At 35.1% G+C, this 17,224-nt stretch carries 22 protein-coding genes; 16 read left to right on the plus strand and 6 right to left on the minus strand.

The annotated features are described in order from the left end of the window. Positions 1 to 443 precede the first annotated feature (443 nt). Together PSF28_RS01635 and PSF28_RS01640 are read right to left on the minus strand one after the other, a co-directional pair. Positions 444 to 1,010, minus strand: coding sequence for a hypothetical protein (locus PSF28_RS01635; protein WP_187128951.1), 567 nt, complete (start codon positions 1,008 to 1,010; stop codon positions 444 to 446). Positions 1,011 to 1,082: 72 nt separating this feature from the next. Next, the gene (locus PSF28_RS01640) at positions 1,083 to 1,502 is read right to left on the minus strand and encodes a hypothetical protein (RefSeq protein WP_272684537.1); all 420 of its coding nucleotides are present in this window, start codon (positions 1,500 to 1,502) and stop codon (positions 1,083 to 1,085) included. 647 nt (positions 1,503 to 2,149) lie between these two features. Here PSF28_RS01640 and PSF28_RS01645 point away from each other — a divergent pair. From PSF28_RS01645 to PSF28_RS01675, 7 genes are all read left to right on the plus strand, one after another. Next, positions 2,150 to 2,338 (plus strand): hypothetical protein, encoded by a 189-nt coding sequence (locus tag PSF28_RS01645; RefSeq protein WP_004266229.1) that lies wholly within the window; start codon positions 2,150 to 2,152, stop codon positions 2,336 to 2,338. Between the two features lie 37 nt (positions 2,339 to 2,375). Then, entirely contained in the window at positions 2,376 to 2,795 is a 420-nt protein-coding gene (locus PSF28_RS01650) for a DUF5681 domain-containing protein (protein WP_004266228.1), read from the plus strand. After that, entirely contained in the window at positions 2,782 to 3,003 is a 222-nt protein-coding gene (locus PSF28_RS01655) for a hypothetical protein (RefSeq protein WP_004266227.1), read from the plus strand. The genes PSF28_RS01650 and PSF28_RS01655 overlap by 14 nt, the downstream gene beginning before the upstream one ends. Beyond that, entirely contained in the window at positions 2,987 to 3,202 is a 216-nt protein-coding gene (locus PSF28_RS01660) for a hypothetical protein (RefSeq protein WP_004266226.1), read from the plus strand. Before PSF28_RS01655 ends, PSF28_RS01660 begins: the two co-directional genes overlap by 17 nt. A gap of 418 nt (positions 3,203 to 3,620) precedes the next feature. After that, positions 3,621 to 3,809 carry a hypothetical protein gene (locus PSF28_RS01665; protein ID WP_272684538.1) on the plus strand — a complete coding sequence of 63 codons (189 nt, stop codon included), beginning with the start codon at positions 3,621 to 3,623 and terminating at the stop codon, positions 3,807 to 3,809. A gap of 1,090 nt (positions 3,810 to 4,899) precedes the next feature. Beyond that, positions 4,900 to 5,937 carry a hypothetical protein gene (locus PSF28_RS01670; protein ID WP_272564493.1) on the plus strand — a complete coding sequence of 346 codons (1,038 nt, stop codon included), beginning with the start codon at positions 4,900 to 4,902 and terminating at the stop codon, positions 5,935 to 5,937. A gap of 1,038 nt (positions 5,938 to 6,975) precedes the next feature. Then, a complete protein-coding gene (locus PSF28_RS01675) occupies positions 6,976 to 7,104 on the plus strand; it encodes a hypothetical protein (RefSeq protein WP_272684539.1) in 129 nt (42 codons plus the stop codon). A 65-nt stretch (positions 7,105 to 7,169) separates the two neighbouring features. Here PSF28_RS01675 and PSF28_RS01680 read toward each other — a convergent pair whose 3' ends face one another. Further along, positions 7,170 to 7,538 (minus strand): MerR family transcriptional regulator, encoded by a 369-nt coding sequence (locus PSF28_RS01680; protein ID WP_210835311.1) that lies wholly within the window; start codon positions 7,536 to 7,538, stop codon positions 7,170 to 7,172. A gap of 78 nt (positions 7,539 to 7,616) precedes the next feature. Here PSF28_RS01680 and PSF28_RS01685 point away from each other — a divergent pair, with 78 nt between their 5' ends. From PSF28_RS01685 to PSF28_RS01710, 6 genes are all read left to right on the plus strand, one after another. Further along, positions 7,617 to 8,399: an SDR family NAD(P)-dependent oxidoreductase gene (locus PSF28_RS01685; protein ID WP_210835310.1), complete on the plus strand. Its 783-nt coding sequence runs from the start codon at positions 7,617 to 7,619 to the stop codon at positions 8,397 to 8,399. A gap of 412 nt (positions 8,400 to 8,811) precedes the next feature. Next, a complete protein-coding gene (locus tag PSF28_RS01690; RefSeq protein WP_247605227.1) occupies positions 8,812 to 9,495 on the plus strand; it encodes a DUF2103 domain-containing protein in 684 nt (227 codons plus the stop codon). 211 nt (positions 9,496 to 9,706) lie between these two features. Next, a complete protein-coding gene (locus PSF28_RS01695) occupies positions 9,707 to 9,982 on the plus strand; it encodes a GNAT family N-acetyltransferase (protein ID WP_164529360.1) in 276 nt (91 codons plus the stop codon). A 27-nt stretch (positions 9,983 to 10,009) separates the two neighbouring features. After that, positions 10,010 to 10,903 carry a pirin family protein gene (locus tag PSF28_RS01700; RefSeq protein WP_272665288.1) on the plus strand — a complete coding sequence of 298 codons (894 nt, stop codon included), beginning with the start codon at positions 10,010 to 10,012 and terminating at the stop codon, positions 10,901 to 10,903. A 244-nt stretch (positions 10,904 to 11,147) separates the two neighbouring features. Next, positions 11,148 to 11,906, plus strand: a complete 759-nt coding sequence (locus PSF28_RS01705) for a YnfC family lipoprotein (protein WP_272684540.1) — start codon at positions 11,148 to 11,150, stop codon at positions 11,904 to 11,906. Positions 11,907 to 11,922: 16 nt separating this feature from the next. Further along, on the plus strand, positions 11,923 to 12,351 hold the full coding sequence (locus PSF28_RS01710) for a TOBE domain-containing protein (RefSeq protein WP_210835299.1): 429 nt from the start codon (positions 11,923 to 11,925) through the stop codon (positions 12,349 to 12,351). 54 nt (positions 12,352 to 12,405) lie between these two features. Here PSF28_RS01710 and PSF28_RS01715 read toward each other — a convergent pair whose 3' ends face one another. Continuing rightward, positions 12,406 to 13,086, minus strand: coding sequence for a Crp/Fnr family transcriptional regulator (locus tag PSF28_RS01715; RefSeq protein WP_272684541.1), 681 nt, complete (start codon positions 13,084 to 13,086; stop codon positions 12,406 to 12,408). Positions 13,087 to 13,218: 132 nt separating this feature from the next. Here PSF28_RS01715 and add point away from each other — a divergent pair, with 132 nt between their 5' ends. After that, the gene (gene add / locus PSF28_RS01720; protein WP_210835295.1) at positions 13,219 to 14,244 is read left to right on the plus strand and encodes an adenosine deaminase; all 1,026 of its coding nucleotides are present in this window, start codon (positions 13,219 to 13,221) and stop codon (positions 14,242 to 14,244) included. Positions 14,245 to 14,294: 50 nt separating this feature from the next. Here add and PSF28_RS01725 read toward each other — a convergent pair whose 3' ends face one another. Next, complete coding sequence (locus PSF28_RS01725; protein WP_210835292.1) at positions 14,295 to 14,738, minus strand: hypothetical protein; 444 nt, start codon at positions 14,736 to 14,738, stop codon at positions 14,295 to 14,297. 364 nt (positions 14,739 to 15,102) lie between these two features. Here PSF28_RS01725 and PSF28_RS01730 point away from each other — a divergent pair, with 364 nt between their 5' ends. Next, entirely contained in the window at positions 15,103 to 15,393 is a 291-nt protein-coding gene (locus PSF28_RS01730; protein ID WP_210835291.1) for a putative quinol monooxygenase, read from the plus strand. 60 nt (positions 15,394 to 15,453) lie between these two features. On the opposite strand, the gene PSF28_RS01735 is transcribed toward PSF28_RS01730, so the two are convergent. Next, positions 15,454 to 16,032, minus strand: coding sequence for an NAD(P)H-dependent oxidoreductase (locus tag PSF28_RS01735; RefSeq protein WP_210835290.1), 579 nt, complete (start codon positions 16,030 to 16,032; stop codon positions 15,454 to 15,456). 378 nt (positions 16,033 to 16,410) lie between these two features. On the opposite strand from PSF28_RS01735, the gene dkgB reads away from it, so the two are divergent. Further along, positions 16,411 to 17,214 carry a 2,5-didehydrogluconate reductase DkgB gene (gene dkgB / locus PSF28_RS01740; RefSeq protein WP_210835288.1) on the plus strand — a complete coding sequence of 268 codons (804 nt, stop codon included), beginning with the start codon at positions 16,411 to 16,413 and terminating at the stop codon, positions 17,212 to 17,214. Positions 17,215 to 17,224: the final 10 nt, after the last annotated feature.

Consider the following 17,224-nt stretch of genomic DNA (forward strand, 5'->3'; position numbering starts at 1 on the left):
GTTTCTGCCCTTTATTTTTGTGCTTTCGTGAGCAGTACGCGCGCGAGGGCAAAATATGACTTTTCGGGCACGTTAGCAAAGACAGTTAGATAGTTTTTATACATCGCATAGTGGGAGTTTTTACACACGTTAGACGGAATTATCGGACACGTTAGCAGCTAATTTTCGGACATCGTAGGAAGCCCATTAAATCAGGTTTAATAGCGACAAATATAGACATTAAATCTTAACAATTCTTAACGTTTATCTAATGCCAAAATCCTAACGTTAATTCAGATGAAATCTTAAGGTTTCTTAGGGTAAATGATAAGGTTTGATAAGGCATGCGTTAACAATTGTAAACGTTTGGATGCTAACATTTGCTAACGTATTTCGGTTAACTCCACCTAATTAAACCTCGCATCTCAATCCTAAAGTTTTAAATATTAGTGAGCGGTAGGGGATTACTGTGCATAAAAAAAACGTCTTATCCCTTCAATTGCTAAAGATGTAAAGATCCACATATTTTCAGGCGTGACGCAATATGCTGCGGTAGTGGTGGTTACATTTATCACTAACCACAAAAAATCATATTTTTTTTGTAGCTCAAAAATGCCTGTTATATAATCTTTGTCTACGAAGAATCTGGTTCTTGAACAATAAATAACTCTTTCCTCATCTGATATATATGGCGGCTCCGCACTTTTTAATAAGAGATATGACATGTGGTATTTATAATATAGAAGCTCAAGAATGCTACCTTTAAAACACCTAGTAAGTCTTGAGCTTGGTATGTAAATGGATAAATGCTTTTCTATAGAAAATCTTTTTGGGTTATATCCTGATTGTACGGTCGAGATTATTTTTATGGAATTGAGTAATGACATCCCGAAGAGTAATTCTATTAAGGTCAACCAAGCCCATTTACAGCGAGTAACTTGAGATTTAACCAATTCACTCCGGCATAAAATTATTTTTAAGTACGGAGTTTTTAAATTATCAGTTTTATCAACTACTTTATAATTTTTCATCTAGATAAGCCTATTTTTGATGAATAACGATGGCATAACTATAGTTAAAATTGTCTAAAGTTAAGCTGTTTATTAAAAATCAAGTTTACTTATGATGTCTTTGTGGCGCTTCCACGCTGAGTAAATATCCTTGTCCCACGCTTTACCGCCTTTAGTTTGATAACCAGCCTCGTTAATTCGTTCTGCGATAATCCGCCCGTTATCTATACCCTCTGATAGCACCAAATTAACCACAGAAACGACAGCAGACTCATTATAAGTATACGGTGGGATATCTGCCTTACCAGCAATTAAAGACGCCACAGACGATTCTAGGCGTTCCACTAGCGACAGCATACGAGCATCAGGATTACTGTCTGGGCGGTTTAACTTCTCTTTGATAGCTGAGACTATCCACGCTGTTTTATCGCTACCAGAGTTCGATACAGCATCATTAAACAGTGCTTGCAGTTCAGCAGGTAAACGAAAGGCAATAAGATTAGATTTACTCATGATAATAGTCCGTTATTAACTCAATGAGTGCTTATTATATCAGCGTATAACGATGTTATACAGATTAGGAAATGTAAAATTGCTGGTGGATTTAACGAGTAATTGTATAACTTAATATAACAAAGTCAGGGTAACTTACTGTAAAACAAGCAAAGCGTATTATTGCGCCTTGTAACTGATTGAATACATGGCAAAGCTCAAATTTGAGCACAGTCTAATTTTACCAATAGAATCAATCGGCTCATTTTTGAGCCTGTATTTATCAATAGAAACAGTGCCCTCAAAATTGAGGAGAGGTAACGATTGTGATTATGACCATAGTCGGAAAGGGTGACAGTTGAAATTCTACCCTTGATACTGAGGACGGCTTGAAATGAAGCTCTCATATCAAAACTACAAATTAGTGCCTTTAGCCAAAGTAGCTAAATATTAGCCAGTACAGCTAACCACTCAAAAACACGGTGTAGTTATTTTGATATCAAAAAGAATCGCGGTAATAACGTACCGAAATGGTACTAACATAAACCACGGTGATATATCTAAAGAGAGAACAACCCTCAAACGTTTACTTCTCATTGTGTTGCTATAATAGGGATAATAAATATAATTATTGCAAATACTGAAATATTAAATGAGAGGTAATCTTTATGGCCTATAACCCTAACTTTAAACCTGTAATGTTAACGATGGCGCAGATGGAGAGAATCCGAGCTATTCAGGATGCCGAGAAAGATAAGTCACCACTGAATCTAGCCCCAACAATTAACGCGATCGCCAGAAGTTTAGTAGATACCGCACTCAATCAAATGGAAAAACAAGTTAATGCCGTTCGGTGAGTTACTTTCTGGATGGCTTATCGTAAGAGGTAAGTAAATGAGTAAGCACCCTACAAGGTGGCAAAAAGGACAATCTGGCAATCCATCAGGTAGACCGGGCAAAGGCGCAGAAATAAGGCGTAACCTCATGGATATGACCCCGCAAGCGATTAAATCAATTCTTGCTGGCATTGAAAGCGGTGATGCTACTTGCCTAAAGATATGGGCTGACCGTTGCGACCCCGTTTCAAAATCCACTATTCAGCCTGTCGAATTCCTTTGTGACACTACAGACTTATCAAGCGCAGCTTTGAGCGTTGTATCGGCTATCAGTCAGGGGCTAGTGCCGCCAGATGTGGGAACCGTGATTTTAAAAGGTATTGCTGATGCTTCTAAGATTATTGAGGTTGAGAGTTTACAGCGTGAAGTTGAGGCACTGAAAGAAGCGATGGAAGAAATTAAAAATGACAATTCGTAATACGTTAAAGCAAATCCGAGAGCAAATATCAGTTATTAAGCCTGATGATAGGATTACAGCTATTAAGTTAATGGCGGTTGAAAAAAATAAAGACACAGGCGAGCTATTCTATTCAGGTCATACGCTTTACGACATAAAAACAAGGGAATCAGTAACGGAAATATACTCAGATAATGACGAGAGGCGAACCTATGAGCACGAAGGTTAGAATTAAACAGATTAAAACGATGATTAAGCAATATGGCGTTACGGGCGAAAATGCCGATTCTATGGTGATTAAGGCTATTATGGATGAGATAGCTTTAATTAAACCTGAAGGTACAGCAGAGAAAATAGTCAAACAACTACATAAGCGCACTGGTTATACTTTCCCAGCAAGCGATGAGCTAAAACGGCTCTTTTCATAGCTTCCTGATAGCACGAAAGAACAGGACGATAACATTGCCGCTATTATTGTCAAAAGTTGACATTAGAACCTGTCAAAACCTGACATCACGTCAAACAAATTTCTAAACCCCGTTAAAAATTAAATGGTACGCAGTAGGTACGCAGCAAAATAAGGGTAATAAGTTTTGACTAGTCTTGACGGGTTTAACTTGGTCGCCACCATGAAACATAACCTATTGATTTATCCAAGACCGTCACTTTGGGTTCGCCATGAGATAGCGTATTTTAACCTGTGCGCGTGGTTGCCATCTTAACGGTTGCCACTCTGGTTGCCAGCAAAACAGCATGTTTTATGCTAGTGGATTGATAGGCTTTGATTATTCCAATTCAGCACAATCAAGGTATAGCGATAATCACAACACCTTTTGAGGTATAACCATGTTACAACGTGAAACAATAGAGGCCGTTATGATGGAGTTAGCCCACCAGCAAGGGCAATCACTCAATGGACGCGATAGGTTAGCAATTAGAACGGGTGTAGCCCAGACAATACAGGCTAAAGAAAGGCACTGGCGGAGAATGACAGCACCAACCTACCAATGGACGAAGCCAGCACCAAAACGGTGATGCGAAGATAATCGCAATGGTCAAATATTAAGCGATGCAAGAAAAAGTGCGACGGTATACAGGCTATAGGTTGCCTTGAAATCAAGGGCACTTAAGGCGACTTAATAGGACTCCTTGATATTAAGGAGTCATGAGGCTCTGAAATTGGAGGCTCGTCACTGGCTGGCAATATTCCAATAATGGCCACGAGATAAAAGTAACCACTTTGGTAACCACCAAAAGTAACCACAATGCAAATAAGCATTGCGATACCCACAGGACAATTTTGTCCTCTGAATAAATATCAATGAGTTACCGTGACGCAAATATGCGTTACCGAGTAAATCAATAGTTTATCTACTCTGAACATGAATAACCAAAGCTAAAATAACGGTCCTATTACGGTCCGTGTAATGCGATTGAACGGCAAGATTACGGCAAGGTTAAACGGGGAGGTTACGGGGAGGATTAAGCCAATAAATAACGGTGAGATTACGGTGAGGATTAAGTCGAAAACGGTAAGGTTACGGTAAGGTGTTAACCCTGATGTTACCCTAATGTTTCAAGTGGTCGCTGTGACCTCTCGTAATGAAAACAATGCGTTGCCACCTATTACCATTGGTCACTGAAACGATGACCAATGAGAGTTAATCTGGTTTTGTGACAGAATTAAACGTTATCAATTAGTTATATTTTGATTCCGTCGATTTAACGGAATTAAGCATAATCAATAGCTTATATCTACATACGGGATTATCCCGTATCATCATGGATAAATTAACGTTTAGATCACCCCTAGAAACTGGAATTATTATCCAATCTTCCAGAGTCCTATCAGCATTTTATTTTAACCAATAGCTTATATTGTGATGGTATCAAGATGAATAAACCAGAAATGAGAAATGCAATATCAATCAGGATCACCACATCAGGGACAGTAATAAAAGTTCTAGGTTAATAATTAGATATCAACATGCTGGTTAAAATAACAGATAACAGATCGTTGTCAGCGTTGTTAATATATTCAAAATTTTATTACATAAGGCGTTGTCACATAGCCTTCTGTTTTAATTCAATTATTAAAAATGACAAATAATATAAAGGAAACTAAGTGAATAACACTGAACTCGTTGATATTTCAACATTTGAAGAATTTGAAAGTTATGTAACTCAAGCTATTGCAGACCCGGAGTTTAGCTTGGATATAACTAACTTAAAGTTTAGCATACTTGATGCCTTTAAAATGAAGATAGAAGGGGATGATTCAAAGTATTATGGTGGAGTAAACACAACTTTAGCCCAAGGTATGAGTGATTTTCAGGTAGAGTTAAACAAAATCTTTGCTATCATTCGATACAACACCGATAATCTACAGAGGTTATCTTCACAGGATAAGAAAGACCTAGAGCTTACTTTTCTAGTTAATGCTGGGTGTACTGAAATATTAACTAGCCTGACTGAATTTGTAAAATCAATAGGAGATGCTGGAGCAAAGGTCATGAATGGAATGACTCCAAACCAAAAAACACTTTGTGTTTTATTTACTGTCGCTGTAATTGGCGGAGGATGGGGTATTTCTAATTATGCTAACAATGTTCATGATGAAAATATGGCTCAGATACAATCTCAACAGTCAGCATCTGAGAGGCAGTCTGAATTAGATAGACTACAACTTCTTAAAGATGGGATGTTGGACGCTATTAATGCCACTAGCAATACAGAATTGAAGGAAAAGTCGGTTGGAATAGAAAACCATGGAGCTAAGGCATATACGGATATAATAAAATCAGCTAGTGATGCAGATAACATAACCATCAGTGGGTTAACAAATATTTCGCTGGACCAACAAGGCATACAAAATGTAATCAGAAACCCTACAGAAAAGCTTGAAAACAAGGAAGATACTATAGAAGTTGAAATAGAAAGTATCAAAAGAAACGCAGATAGCTTGTCAGTGGCATGTAGAATACCTGGTATGGATTATGTGTTTTCAATAAGTGTTAATACTGGTTTTATAGATAGGGATGAGACAGATTTATTATTTGATGCGATGAAAGAGTCAAAAACTGTAAAAATATTAGGTAATTATAAAACAAGAGGCGGAGTGGTTGAGAAGGGGAACGCTTCATCAATCATTATATCTAATTAATAAACGCCTAATTACAGCCCTTATTTTGGTAATGAGGGCTGTTAAGTTCCCTCATATAATTCTGCAAATCACCCTGCGCTATATTTGACATTATCCACATCAATTTTGACGCTACGTTAACCTAAAGTCTTAGAAATCGTTGACATTACGCTGGTGGGCTTGCCTATATGTTTGACGTTATCGAAAATCACCCTTATACAAATTAATTTCTATAAGTCCGAATTGACCATAGTTAAATATGTGATAAAGCCAGTTGTATCAATGCTTACGGAATGGTTGATAGATAAAACATACGTCAACGTAACGTCAACAATATAAGGTGTTTTTTGTTGATCTAATGGCGTATTTCTCTGTATTTATTAGTCTCTGAAATTTCAGCCTTATAGCTCACGGTAAATAGGCTATTTCTCCTATTTAAACTAACCCACAATTAGTTACCTACCTTTAACTGACTCTCTTTAAGATGACCAGCTCAACTACCCCGAAAATATCGGGGCAGTTCGAATATATCCACCAGCTTACCTATTCTATTTTGTACACCTCATATTGAGGTGCGCAAATCAACTAGAACTCTTTAAGAGTTACACTTATCAGATGAAAAATATTTTTCGGTTGCTATTGCTCCGTTTGAAACGGAGTCGTGAAAAGACGGGCAGGGTTATTTTTGGTTTTTGTTTCATTATCTGCAATGAAATTGCCATTGATGATATTTATGCAATGATGTTACTGGAAAGTGTAGGGCTAACATTGAGATTAAAAATCACCTCAAAACAGGCATGACAAAAATATTAGGGGGTACATTTGGGGGTATCTATAAAGTTAGAATTTAAATAACTATTAAGTATCAATTAAATAAGTTCTTTGTATGGCTCTCTCCTCACCGCCATTTCCACTTCTAGTAACGTCTTCCAAAGTCTTCCAATCCCAAGTAAATCAAGCATTCCAACTAAATTCCATTATTCCAACGTTTACTATCGTCTATTGAAAACTTCCCCCTTTAGGTAGTACATCTATACTCCATGATTTGAGTACCTCCCAATGGAGCTAATCATTATACTAACTGATACCAGAAGAAAGCGTGATGATGCAAAGAGATTGCTGGCGGATGAAATTGACCCAAATCAACAACGTAAAGAGCAAAAGCTGGCGGAATGGGTTAAAAAATAGCAGGGGAATTTATTAAGCACCATAATTCACAATAAGATATGGTGCTTGTGAATTAGCCGTGTAAGTTAATTGGTATTCATTTTTAATTGTTCTTGATAATGCTGAATTTTAAGCTTTAAGTTACTTAAGTGTTCATTTAGAGATAAAATTTGCTTTTCAAGATTAGCGTAGTGTTCAGTAAGCAAATTCATTCTCTCAAATGAAGTTGATGTTCCTATATTTCTTAGTACCGCATATTCTTTAATCTTTTTTAAAGGCATGCCAGTTTCTTTTAAACGAGTGATAAACTTAACCCATTCAATATCATCTTCAGAATAGTACCTATGATTGTTTGCTTGTCTGGATGATTTCAATATTCCTTCTTTTTCATAGTATCTAAGGGTGTATATGGTGAATCCGGTTAGTTGTGCAAACTGACTGATTGAATAATTCATGTATTACCTAGAAATTTCTTGACCTAGAGTTAACTCTATCCTTTACCCTTTTGAAACTTTTGTCAAAGAGGGTATGTCATGAGAAATAAACATTATGCGGTTATTACAGGTGCGAGTTCAGGTATTGGTCGTGCAATTTCAATAAAATTAGCTGAGCGTGGATTTAATATTATTGCTGTAGCAAGGCGAGATTCCTTGTTGAATGAATTGAAAATCAAATTGCGTAAGATTAATCAATACATTGAGGTCGTAACAAAATCATGTGATTTATCTATTACAGATGATGCTATTTCACTTTATGAGGAACTGAAAGCTTTTGATATTCGGGTATGGGTAAATAATGCAGGTGTTGGATATTATGGGGAAGCATTCTCTCAGCCAATAAAGGATGCACAAACTTTATTAAATTTGAATATCAATACACTCGCAGTTCTATCGTTAATGTTCGTGCGGGATAATCAGAATATTGATGACTCACAGTTGATCAATGTAAGCTCTGCAGGAGGATATACTATCGTACCTACAGCCGTTACCTACTGTGCATCGAAATTCTTTGTTAGCTCTTTTACTGAGGGATTGGCTCATGAATTATTGAACTTGGATGCTAAGGTTAAAGTAAAATTACTGGCTCCAGCAGCGACCAAAACAGATTTTGGTCGAATTGCTAACGGAGTAGAATATTATGATTACGATAAAGTTTTTGGTACATATCATTCTAGCGAGGAACTAGCTGATTTCTTCATTCAGCTATATGATTCAAACAATGTTGTTGGATATGTAGATAGAGAGAGCTTTAGCTTTAAATTACTAGATAATAAAATGCCTTACGCAAATAACAATAAATTTAATCAAAAAATATAAGTACGAAAAAACCGCCAAAGCATAAGCTGAGGCGGTTATGTATAAATGGTCTTATCAACTAAAGGGATAACCAGATGAAAAAATTATGATAATAAAGCCAGTTGTGCCAATGCTTATATGATGCTTTCATGGCAGAATATACGTTAACGAAACGTCAATAATATAAGGTGTTTTTTGTTGTTCTAATGACGTTTTTATTTGTATTTTTTGGCTTGTTCAGACATGAGAGTAATTAGCACACAGTTTTGAGTTACCATCCCACATAACTAAATGATGATTAATACCATGGGTTATAACTAAATCATCAAGGTTAGTTTCATCAAAAAATTTCAGTGGATAGAAAAATAGTAACTTGTTGAAATTGTTTTATAAATATAATATTTAATATCTTAATGCCATGGATTTTATCAAGATGAATAAATTATTAGTTCCAGTTTTTTGCATTGCTTTTTTATCAGGATGTGCGGTGACTGAGTATAATTATGTTCCTGACTCACAAAAAATCAGTGAGCCTAAAATAGGTCAGGTCAACCATATTACAGTAGGGCAACCCTTAGTTAGAGAAGGCAATATTAGTGAAATAGATGGAATTAAAGTATTAAACCCTGTACAGATAGATTTGGCATACAAAATTATTCCGGGTGTATTCAAAAAAGTGGGTTCAAGTGATAAAGGCGATTTTTATATGCCAGACCAAATAATTGACTCTGGTTCGGTCGCTGTTGAGGTTTTAGGGCAACCTTGGAATTCACTTTTAATTAAAAAAGGATCTAGTCCTAATGAGATTTGTATCGTAACAGATGTCAATGTTGCTGTTTGTAGCGATAAAGCACAAATCGAACAGGTGAAATTAAACAATTCTGATGGTAATTCATTTGAACAGGCTTTAATTTTCAATGGGATAAATGACCAAGTTGTCGATATTAGTTATCAAAAAATAGGTTCGAATATTGAGAACCAAGGATTTGGCGATACGATTCAGTATAACCTTAAAAATAGCGACATTATTTCTTATCGAAATGTAAAATTAAAAGTTATCGATAGCTCAGAAAACTCATTAACCTATACAGTGATAAGCAACTTTTCTGACAATTAATTAATGTGTGTCACATTAATTAACCAATTGAAAAACAGCGTTTAACTAAATTTAATCTCTAGTTAAGCGCTGTCGTGGCATCTTTTCTTACTTTGTTATCTCGCTAACTTCAAAATATTTGGATCACATCGACAATTGTAGAATATTGTCTTTTTAGTATACGTCACATACTCTAAGTTAAATTGATTTAACTTAGAGGGTGTTATTTATGATGAATATCCAATCTGACCACAATAGCTTTTTTATTTTATCCGATGACAAGCAAACTCGTCTTGCCGAGATAACTTTTGTTTATACTGGCGATGAACTGGTGATTATTGACCACACCGTGGTTGATGAAAGCTTAAAAGGACAGGGAATTGCAAAGTTATTAGTTGCTAAGGTTGTTGAGCGAATGAGAAATGAAGGACGAAAAATTATTCCATTATGCCCTTTTGCAAAAGCAATATTCGATAGAACACCTGAATACAGTGATATCCGCCAATAACATTTGCTAATTACTGATGAGGTAAGTATGAGTATTCAATTTAATGATAAAATACCTGATTTACAGTTGATTACAGCACGTTCGAAGGATGTTGGTGGGCTTCTTGTTGCACGAGTTTTGCCAACAAGGGAGCGTAGGCTAATAGGAGCTTGGTGTTTTCTTGACCACGCGGGCCCGACGGTTTTTAAAGGCGACTCAGAGGGAATGAAGGTATCACCTCACCCTCATACTGCTTTACAAACATTCACTTGGATGATTGAAGGTGAAGTATTGCATCGAGATAGCCTTGGTTATGAGCAGGTTATTCGGCCAGGACAGGTTAATTTAATGACAGCAGGTCATGGGATCAGTCATTCTGAAGATACCTATGGAGAGAGCCGGCAGTTACATGCTGTGCAATTATGGATTGCTTTGCCCGAAGCAGTTAAAGATATTTCCCCACGCTTTGACCATTATCCTACGTTACCTCGTTGGGCTGAAGGCGAAATCTATTTCAATTTATTAGTTGGGGAATATGGCACTTATAAAGCACCAACATTGACATTTTCACCGTTGATCGGGCTTGATATTATTGCGAAGAAAACCGCTCGACAAGTTTTAACTTTACGATCTGAATTTGAATACGGTATTTTTGCCGTAAGTGGAAGTGCCATTATTGAAGGGCAGCAAATTAAGAGTAATGAATTAGTTTATTTAGGCAAAAATATAACAGAAATTTCTATAGAGCTAGCTTCAGATAGCCACATTTTATTACTTGGTGGTGAGCCTTTAAATGAGTCAGTACTAATGTGGTGGAATTTTATTGGTCGAACTAAAGCCGATATTCATGCCGCAGTTGAGGAGTGGAACCAAGGAAACCTACGTTTTGGCCGTGTTTATAACGATGAGCGCGAGCCAACACCGGCTCCAATTATGCCATAATCAATTTAAGTAACTCCTTTATTATTATTTTAAAAAAAGGAGTTACAGTCATTGTTATTGTTTATTATTTTTTCGTATTTATATTTGTCTTTAGCCGAAAATGGCTTTTAATTTAATTTAAGACTCGTTTTATACTCAGTTTATGAGTTCATAACCTGACTTTTATCGAAAAACTGATAATATGTATACAAAAGGCTATTTTTAAGTCAAAACAAGCCGTAGCCGTTAGAGGTAGACGATAGAAATGAGTAAAAAATACCCATTGGGAATCGTTTGTTTAAGTTTATTCCCTGTTTCTTTTGTATCATTAGCGTTTCAAGAACAGCAATATAACCCAGTGGTGTTTAATCTGGCTCAACTTTATGATTTCAATCCTGTCAGAGGTGCTGTTAAGCAAATAAAATCAGTTGTTTATAATGAAGATAAATCAATTAATTATGAATCAATGTTAAAAATTGGTCATGATGGTTGTGTGGAAAGTTTTACTTTTGATCAAAAGAAAGATGAGTATTTAAATGGTGCTCATAACTATCTTTTTGTAAAGCGAGTTAAAAATAAATTGATTGGTAGGGATGTTAGTGGTCCTGTTGAAATGGTGATAGGTGATAACTGTCAAATAATGTCTAAAAAAGATTCAAATGGTGAATTAATCTACCAATATAACCAAGATGGCATTATTTCTGGCTCATTGCTTGCTGATACGAAAAAACAATATAGCAAAAATGATTATAATGAATTTAAACTTCCAACAACGATAAAATATTTTAAAGATAATACACTCATCTCAGAGACTATAGTTACTTATGGGAAAGATATGAGTAAGCCGTTTGATCATACGATGGATATCCGTGCATTGGGACAAACGATATTATTAGTTAATTCTAAGTGCGATTATAATACTAAAAATATTGCCTATAAATGCAACTTTATTTTAAATCTTAATTCGAATGGTAATAATATTAAATTACTAAAAAATAGTATTACTGAGGTCAATTTTTATTAAATATAGGAGATGTTTAATGGCTATTTCTGCAAGAAATCAACTTACAGGTGTTGTTGAGTCGGTTGTTGTCGGCTCAGTAAATGATGAAATTATTTTAAATTTAGGTAATGGAGAAAGCATTGCTGCAATCATCACTAAAAACAGCACTAAACAATTAGGATTAGAAAAAGGTAAACAAGCAGTTGCGGTGATTAAAGCACCTTGGGTTGTTCTTGTTTCTGATGCACAAGAATACCAATTTTCAGCACGTAACCAATTCAATGGCAAAGTAGAGTCTATTGAAAAAGGTAGTGTAAACTCAGTCGTTAATTTAAAAACGGGTGCAGGAACATTATTATCAGCGGTAGTAACGAATAACAGTACAATTGAAATGGGGTTAGCAGTGAACAGCAAAGTAACTGCGATAATTAAAGCCTCTTCGGTTATTTTAGCAACCAAAAAGTAATTATGTCCTTATTTTATAAAAAGGCTGCCATTGTGAATGAAGTGGTGGCCTTTTCTATTTCTGACATGAAGTTAAGAGCTGTTTAGTATTTAATATCTTAATTTTCTTACCTTTTTTCTCAATCAATTTATCACTGACGAGTTTAGATAGTGTTCGATTTAATTGCCTAACAGAGACGCCTAGCATTGCGGCTAAAGAGTCACGATTTTCTAATTGAAAACTTTCTCCATTCTGCTTTTCAGCAAAAGTAAGATAGCGTCTTAATTTATATTCAACTGAATATGATGCACTGGAGTGTAACTGTGATGTGTTATAAAGCTTTTTGCTAAGGTGCTGACAGATAAATTGCAAAAATAATGGAGCGTAAATTTCTTTTTTTCGGATCATAGATAAAGGTAGTGCAAGCAAGTCTGCATCTGTAACTGCTTGGATCGTATTATAGATACGGTCATTTTCAAGGTTACTTTGAAAAAGTTCTAAATCACCAATTATAGAAAATGCATTTTCAAATGAAAAAATGACTTTGCAACCGTTAGTTTCATAACGTTCAATTTGCAATTTTCCGCAAACAAGGAAGTAAAGGTGGCTGATTTGGCTATCTTGAAATATTAAATATTCTTTGGCCTTTATGTGGATAAGTTTTGTTTTTTTGAGAGTTTCGTCAGAAATGATTTTATCAAGTTGATGATGAGTAATAAATTCTTCACGCTTTATTGTAGAGTTTATTGCTTTCATTTTTATAACCATTTTCGCTTGAAATTATACTTAAATCATACTCGTTTTTTTCATTTAAAAAAGGACATATGTCCTTTTTTAAATGGTAGTAACCTTGCTAGTTTATTAAAAAATAACTCGCAGGATATTAACATGAAAGTACCTTTAAAACCGTCAAGCGTATTTACTAAAAGCATAAAAACAGCAATTAACGTTATGCCAAAAATTGAACTACACGTGCATTTAGATACATGTTTAAGTTATTCTTATGTTAAACAAACCATCCCAACACTAACGTTTAATGAGTTTAAACAAGGCTTTATTGCACCAGTAAGATGCGAAGATCTTGGCGATTTTCTACGTTGCATTAAACCTCAACTTAATATATTACAGACAAAATCTGCTATTGGACTCGCTGTTGATGATTTGTTTGAGCAATTAAAAATGGATAATGTAATTTATACAGAAATTCGGTTTGCTCCTTTATTACATACTCAACAAGGTCTTTCAAGCCGAGAGGTTGTTGATATAACATTAGATGCGATGAATTCGGCAGTTGTAAAGTATGAAATAGAAGCTGGCTTGATTTTGTGTACTTTGAGGCATTTTACTGCCTCTCAGAGTCTTGAAACGGCAAAATTAGTTGTAGAGTATCAATCTCGTGGTGTTGTAGCACTAGATTTAGCCGCAGATGAGGCTCGCTTTTCATTAGATAATCATGAAATTGCATTTAACTATGTCAGAGAACATGGCGGCAATGTTATCGCACATGCTGGTGAGGCTTTAGGCTATGAAAGCGTGATTGAAACATTAGATAAGCTAAATGTTTCGCGTATAGGACATGGAGTTAGAAGTATTGAGAATTCAAATACGATTGAAAAGCTCAAAGTGTTAAATGTATTACTTGAAGTTTGCCCAAGTTGCAATTTGGTGTGCAATGTCTTTGATAGTATCGAAAACCACCCTATTAATAAGTTGAAACAGCAGGGCGTTAAATTAAGCATAAATACAGATGCGCGAACAGTTGCGGATGTAACATTAAATAAAGAGTACCAATTATTGCATGATATATTTGGTTGGGGTATTGCTGACTTTACTGAGTGTAATGTAAATGCATTACTGGCGAGTTTTATTGCAGAAGAAAAAAGAGCATTGTTAATGAAAAAGCTACTAAACTAATAGGGCTGATAGAAAAAGAAGGAGGGCTTTATCCTCCTTCGCTATTGTGATTAATTATATGTAATACCATTCAAACTCCAATGATGAGTAATCTCTCTAATGATTAATAAAAAAGCACTGAATTCGCTATTTGTTGGCAATTGTGTTGAATGAATGGGGCTACCATTAATCACATCGACCAATTCATTAAAAGCATCTTCAATTTGCGGTGTCGTGATAAAGTTACCATTAATATGCCTACTTTCTATCAGTAAATTTAATTTTTTTTCATGACTAAAAAGCAATATTTCCCCTGCAGGGAGCTGTTTTTTTATCGGAATAATCGCGTTTTCTATATGTTCAATTGCCATTTCAGCTTCATAAGCTGTAATAGGGGAATGCTGAAACTTAAAGCCATTAAAGCTCTTAATGCCAATAGGTAAAATTATTTTATCCGATAGGTAAGATAAAGTGGCTTCATTGTCTTTAATATCCAATTGAATATGATTTTTCATTGTGGCCTCATTCATATATTATGATTTCATCATGCTACGCTGGTTAGTATTATCTGTATAGTAAATCCATTAATGTGAATGAATTGTTAATGTGTTACCCAGCACGGTAATGAGTATAAATTGAAAATTCCCATCCCATGATGGGCTAAAATTCAGCCTTTGCTCATCAGCGAAAATAAAATGTAATGAAACGATAAAGTTGATTGTATTATCTTTTGAATTTACACTATTTTTGCAATATAACAACATGATTAAAGCTGGAAAAGTATTTTCTAATTTATAGAATAATAAAGGTTAAATTCTAACTTCGAGTTATGCTATAAATAGATGAGTTAAAATTATCTATTTATAACAGGGTGAGCTTATGTCAGAAATAAGAATTGTTGCAACAGTAATTGCAAAAGATAATGAAGTTGATTTTGTGAAAGCAGCAACTAAATCAATTGTTGAGTCAAGCAATAAGGATGAAGGTTGTCTTCAGTATGAATTACACCAAGATAATGCTAATCCAAACATTTTTATTTTCTTTGAGATTTGGAAGGACCAAAAATCATTAGATAAACATAATGGAACACAACATTTGAAAGACTTTATTAAGAAAATAGAAGATAAAATTGATTCATTAGATGTGAAATTAATAAGCAAAATTGCATAATATTAATTAATAATGACTAAATAATAAAAAGGAATACAAATGTATTCCTTTTTAAGTTGATTATCCAAAAATTTCGGTGAGATGTGCTTTGTAATCATTGATGTATTTTTCAATATTAGGCTCTTTGATCACGTCATTAACCATAAAGGTTGGGAATTTTTTCAATCCGAGAAATTGTTGTGATTTATGAAAGGCAAAATAGACACCATCGACACCTCGACCATCAAAAAAATTATCAAATTCATCAAATGCATCAAGAGGAGCATTCCAAGTAACGGAAAGCATATATTTTCTTCCATGAAGTAGGCCTCCAGTACCATATTGCTTGCTTGGATCTTGGCGAGTACGGCCATCATTTGCATATAAATGGCCGTGACCGAGGGTATAAACGTCATCCATATATTTTTTTACCATCCAAGGCATCATCATCCACCAGCCAGGCATTTGGTAAATAATCGTATCCGCCCAAAGAAATTTTTTAACTTCATTTTCGGAATTGTAGCCCGACTCAATATGCGTTTCTTGAATAGTGTGCCCTAACTTACTTAGCGTGGTTTTGGCTACATCATGTAACGTACGATTAAGTTGGCCTGCCGAGTGAGCAAATGTTTGCCCACCATTGAGAAGAAGAATTTTCATTTGTATTGCCTTATTCGTTAATTGCTAAGTTATATTTAGGCTAACAAACTAAAATAAAGATGAAAAGTAGAGTAATAAAATGTAATTTATTGTTTTTATGGTTTTATTGTCTTATTTGATAATTTAATTAGGCGAAGTTTAGTCAAATATCACTATAAAGACTATTTTTATAGTTAAAGCTATTAATAATAGGGATTATTGATTTTTTAGCAAAAGTCTATTGAGCTTACGGCTATTTTTCTCTGCATTATCTCATCGTATTCTTTGTCGTATTCAAATTGTCGCAGTAATTATGGGGTAGTTCGTAGCGAATGAACATGGACTATCCAGATAATTACCCGTGAAGCTTAATGTATAAAATTTAAGAAAGGTAACACAATGACTATTCCTGTAATTGGTGTGGGTACATTCCGTTTAAAAGATGATGTGGTGATTGCTTCAGTAAAAAATGCATTAGATGTTGGGTACCGCGCCGTTGATACTGCACAAATTTATGAGAATGAAGCTGCGGTTGGGCAGGCTATTGCAGAAAGCGGCGTTGAACGCAGCGAGCTTTATATCACAACAAAAATTTGGATTGAGAATTTAAGTAAAGATAAGCTCATCCCAAGTCTGAAACAAAGTTTAAGTGATCTGCAAATGGATTATGTGGATTTAACACTAGTGCATTGGCCATCTCCAAATGATGCTGTTTCTGTTGAAGAGTTCATGCAAGCATTATTGGAAGCGAAAAAACAAGGGTTAACACGTGAAATTGGTATTTCTAATTTCACTATTCCATTAATGGAAAAAGCAATCGCGGCAGTCGGCGTTGAAAATATTGCGACAAACCAAATCGAGCTTTCACCTTATCTGCAAAACAAAAAAGTCGTTGAGTGGGCAAAACAACACAATATCCATATTACTTCTTATATGACATTAGCGTATGGTAACGCATTAAAGGATGAGGTTATTGCGAGTATTGCACAGAAACACAATGCAACATCCGCTCAGGTTATTTTAGCGTGGGCGATTGGTGAAGGGTATTCTGTTATTCCATCATCAACAAAACGTGAAAATTTATTAAGTAACTTGCAAGCAACTCAATTACAGTTAGATAGTGACGATAAAGCGGCGATTGCAGCATTAGATTGTAATGACCGTTTAGTTAGCCCAGAAGGTTTAGCGCCAAACTGGGACTAACTGATTATTC

This window comes from Providencia sp. PROV130 (genome assembly GCF_028482225.1).
GTDB lineage: Bacteria > Pseudomonadota > Gammaproteobacteria > Enterobacterales > Enterobacteriaceae > Providencia > Providencia rettgeri.

What these genes read in the sequence shown, in the direction of transcription:
- PSF28_RS01680 (WP_210835311.1), bottom strand. Translation starts at nt 7,538, where the DNA reads ATGAATTATTCAATCAGTCAGTTTGCACAACTAACCGGATTCACCATA.
- PSF28_RS01660 (WP_004266226.1), top strand. Translation starts at nt 2,987, where the DNA reads ATGAGCACGAAGGTTAGAATTAAACAGATTAAAACGATGATTAAGCAA.
- PSF28_RS01675 (WP_272684539.1), top strand. Translation starts at nt 6,976, where the DNA reads ATGGAGCTAATCATTATACTAACTGATACCAGAAGAAAGCGTGATGAT.
- PSF28_RS01725 (WP_210835292.1), bottom strand. Translation starts at nt 14,738, where the DNA reads ATGAAAAATCATATTCAATTGGATATTAAAGACAATGAAGCCACTTTA.
- PSF28_RS01635 (WP_187128951.1), bottom strand. Translation starts at nt 1,010, where the DNA reads ATGAAAAATTATAAAGTAGTTGATAAAACTGATAATTTAAAAACTCCG.
- dkgB (WP_210835288.1), top strand. Translation starts at nt 16,411, where the DNA reads ATGACTATTCCTGTAATTGGTGTGGGTACATTCCGTTTAAAAGATGAT.
- PSF28_RS01695 (WP_164529360.1), top strand. Translation starts at nt 9,707, where the DNA reads ATGAATATCCAATCTGACCACAATAGCTTTTTTATTTTATCCGATGAC.
- PSF28_RS01650 (WP_004266228.1), top strand. Translation starts at nt 2,376, where the DNA reads ATGAGTAAGCACCCTACAAGGTGGCAAAAAGGACAATCTGGCAATCCA.
- PSF28_RS01645 (WP_004266229.1), top strand. Translation starts at nt 2,150, where the DNA reads ATGGCCTATAACCCTAACTTTAAACCTGTAATGTTAACGATGGCGCAG.
- add (WP_210835295.1), top strand. Translation starts at nt 13,219, where the DNA reads ATGAAAGTACCTTTAAAACCGTCAAGCGTATTTACTAAAAGCATAAAA.
- PSF28_RS01715 (WP_272684541.1), bottom strand. Translation starts at nt 13,086, where the DNA reads ATGAAAGCAATAAACTCTACAATAAAGCGTGAAGAATTTATTACTCAT.
- PSF28_RS01730 (WP_210835291.1), top strand. Translation starts at nt 15,103, where the DNA reads ATGTCAGAAATAAGAATTGTTGCAACAGTAATTGCAAAAGATAATGAA.
- PSF28_RS01665 (WP_272684538.1), top strand. Translation starts at nt 3,621, where the DNA reads ATGTTACAACGTGAAACAATAGAGGCCGTTATGATGGAGTTAGCCCAC.
- PSF28_RS01685 (WP_210835310.1), top strand. Translation starts at nt 7,617, where the DNA reads ATGAGAAATAAACATTATGCGGTTATTACAGGTGCGAGTTCAGGTATT.
- PSF28_RS01690 (WP_247605227.1), top strand. Translation starts at nt 8,812, where the DNA reads ATGAATAAATTATTAGTTCCAGTTTTTTGCATTGCTTTTTTATCAGGA.
- PSF28_RS01640 (WP_272684537.1), bottom strand. Translation starts at nt 1,502, where the DNA reads ATGAGTAAATCTAATCTTATTGCCTTTCGTTTACCTGCTGAACTGCAA.
- PSF28_RS01710 (WP_210835299.1), top strand. Translation starts at nt 11,923, where the DNA reads ATGGCTATTTCTGCAAGAAATCAACTTACAGGTGTTGTTGAGTCGGTT.
- PSF28_RS01735 (WP_210835290.1), bottom strand. Translation starts at nt 16,032, where the DNA reads ATGAAAATTCTTCTTCTCAATGGTGGGCAAACATTTGCTCACTCGGCA.
- PSF28_RS01705 (WP_272684540.1), top strand. Translation starts at nt 11,148, where the DNA reads ATGAGTAAAAAATACCCATTGGGAATCGTTTGTTTAAGTTTATTCCCT.
- PSF28_RS01700 (WP_272665288.1), top strand. Translation starts at nt 10,010, where the DNA reads ATGAGTATTCAATTTAATGATAAAATACCTGATTTACAGTTGATTACA.
- PSF28_RS01655 (WP_004266227.1), top strand. Translation starts at nt 2,782, where the DNA reads ATGACAATTCGTAATACGTTAAAGCAAATCCGAGAGCAAATATCAGTT.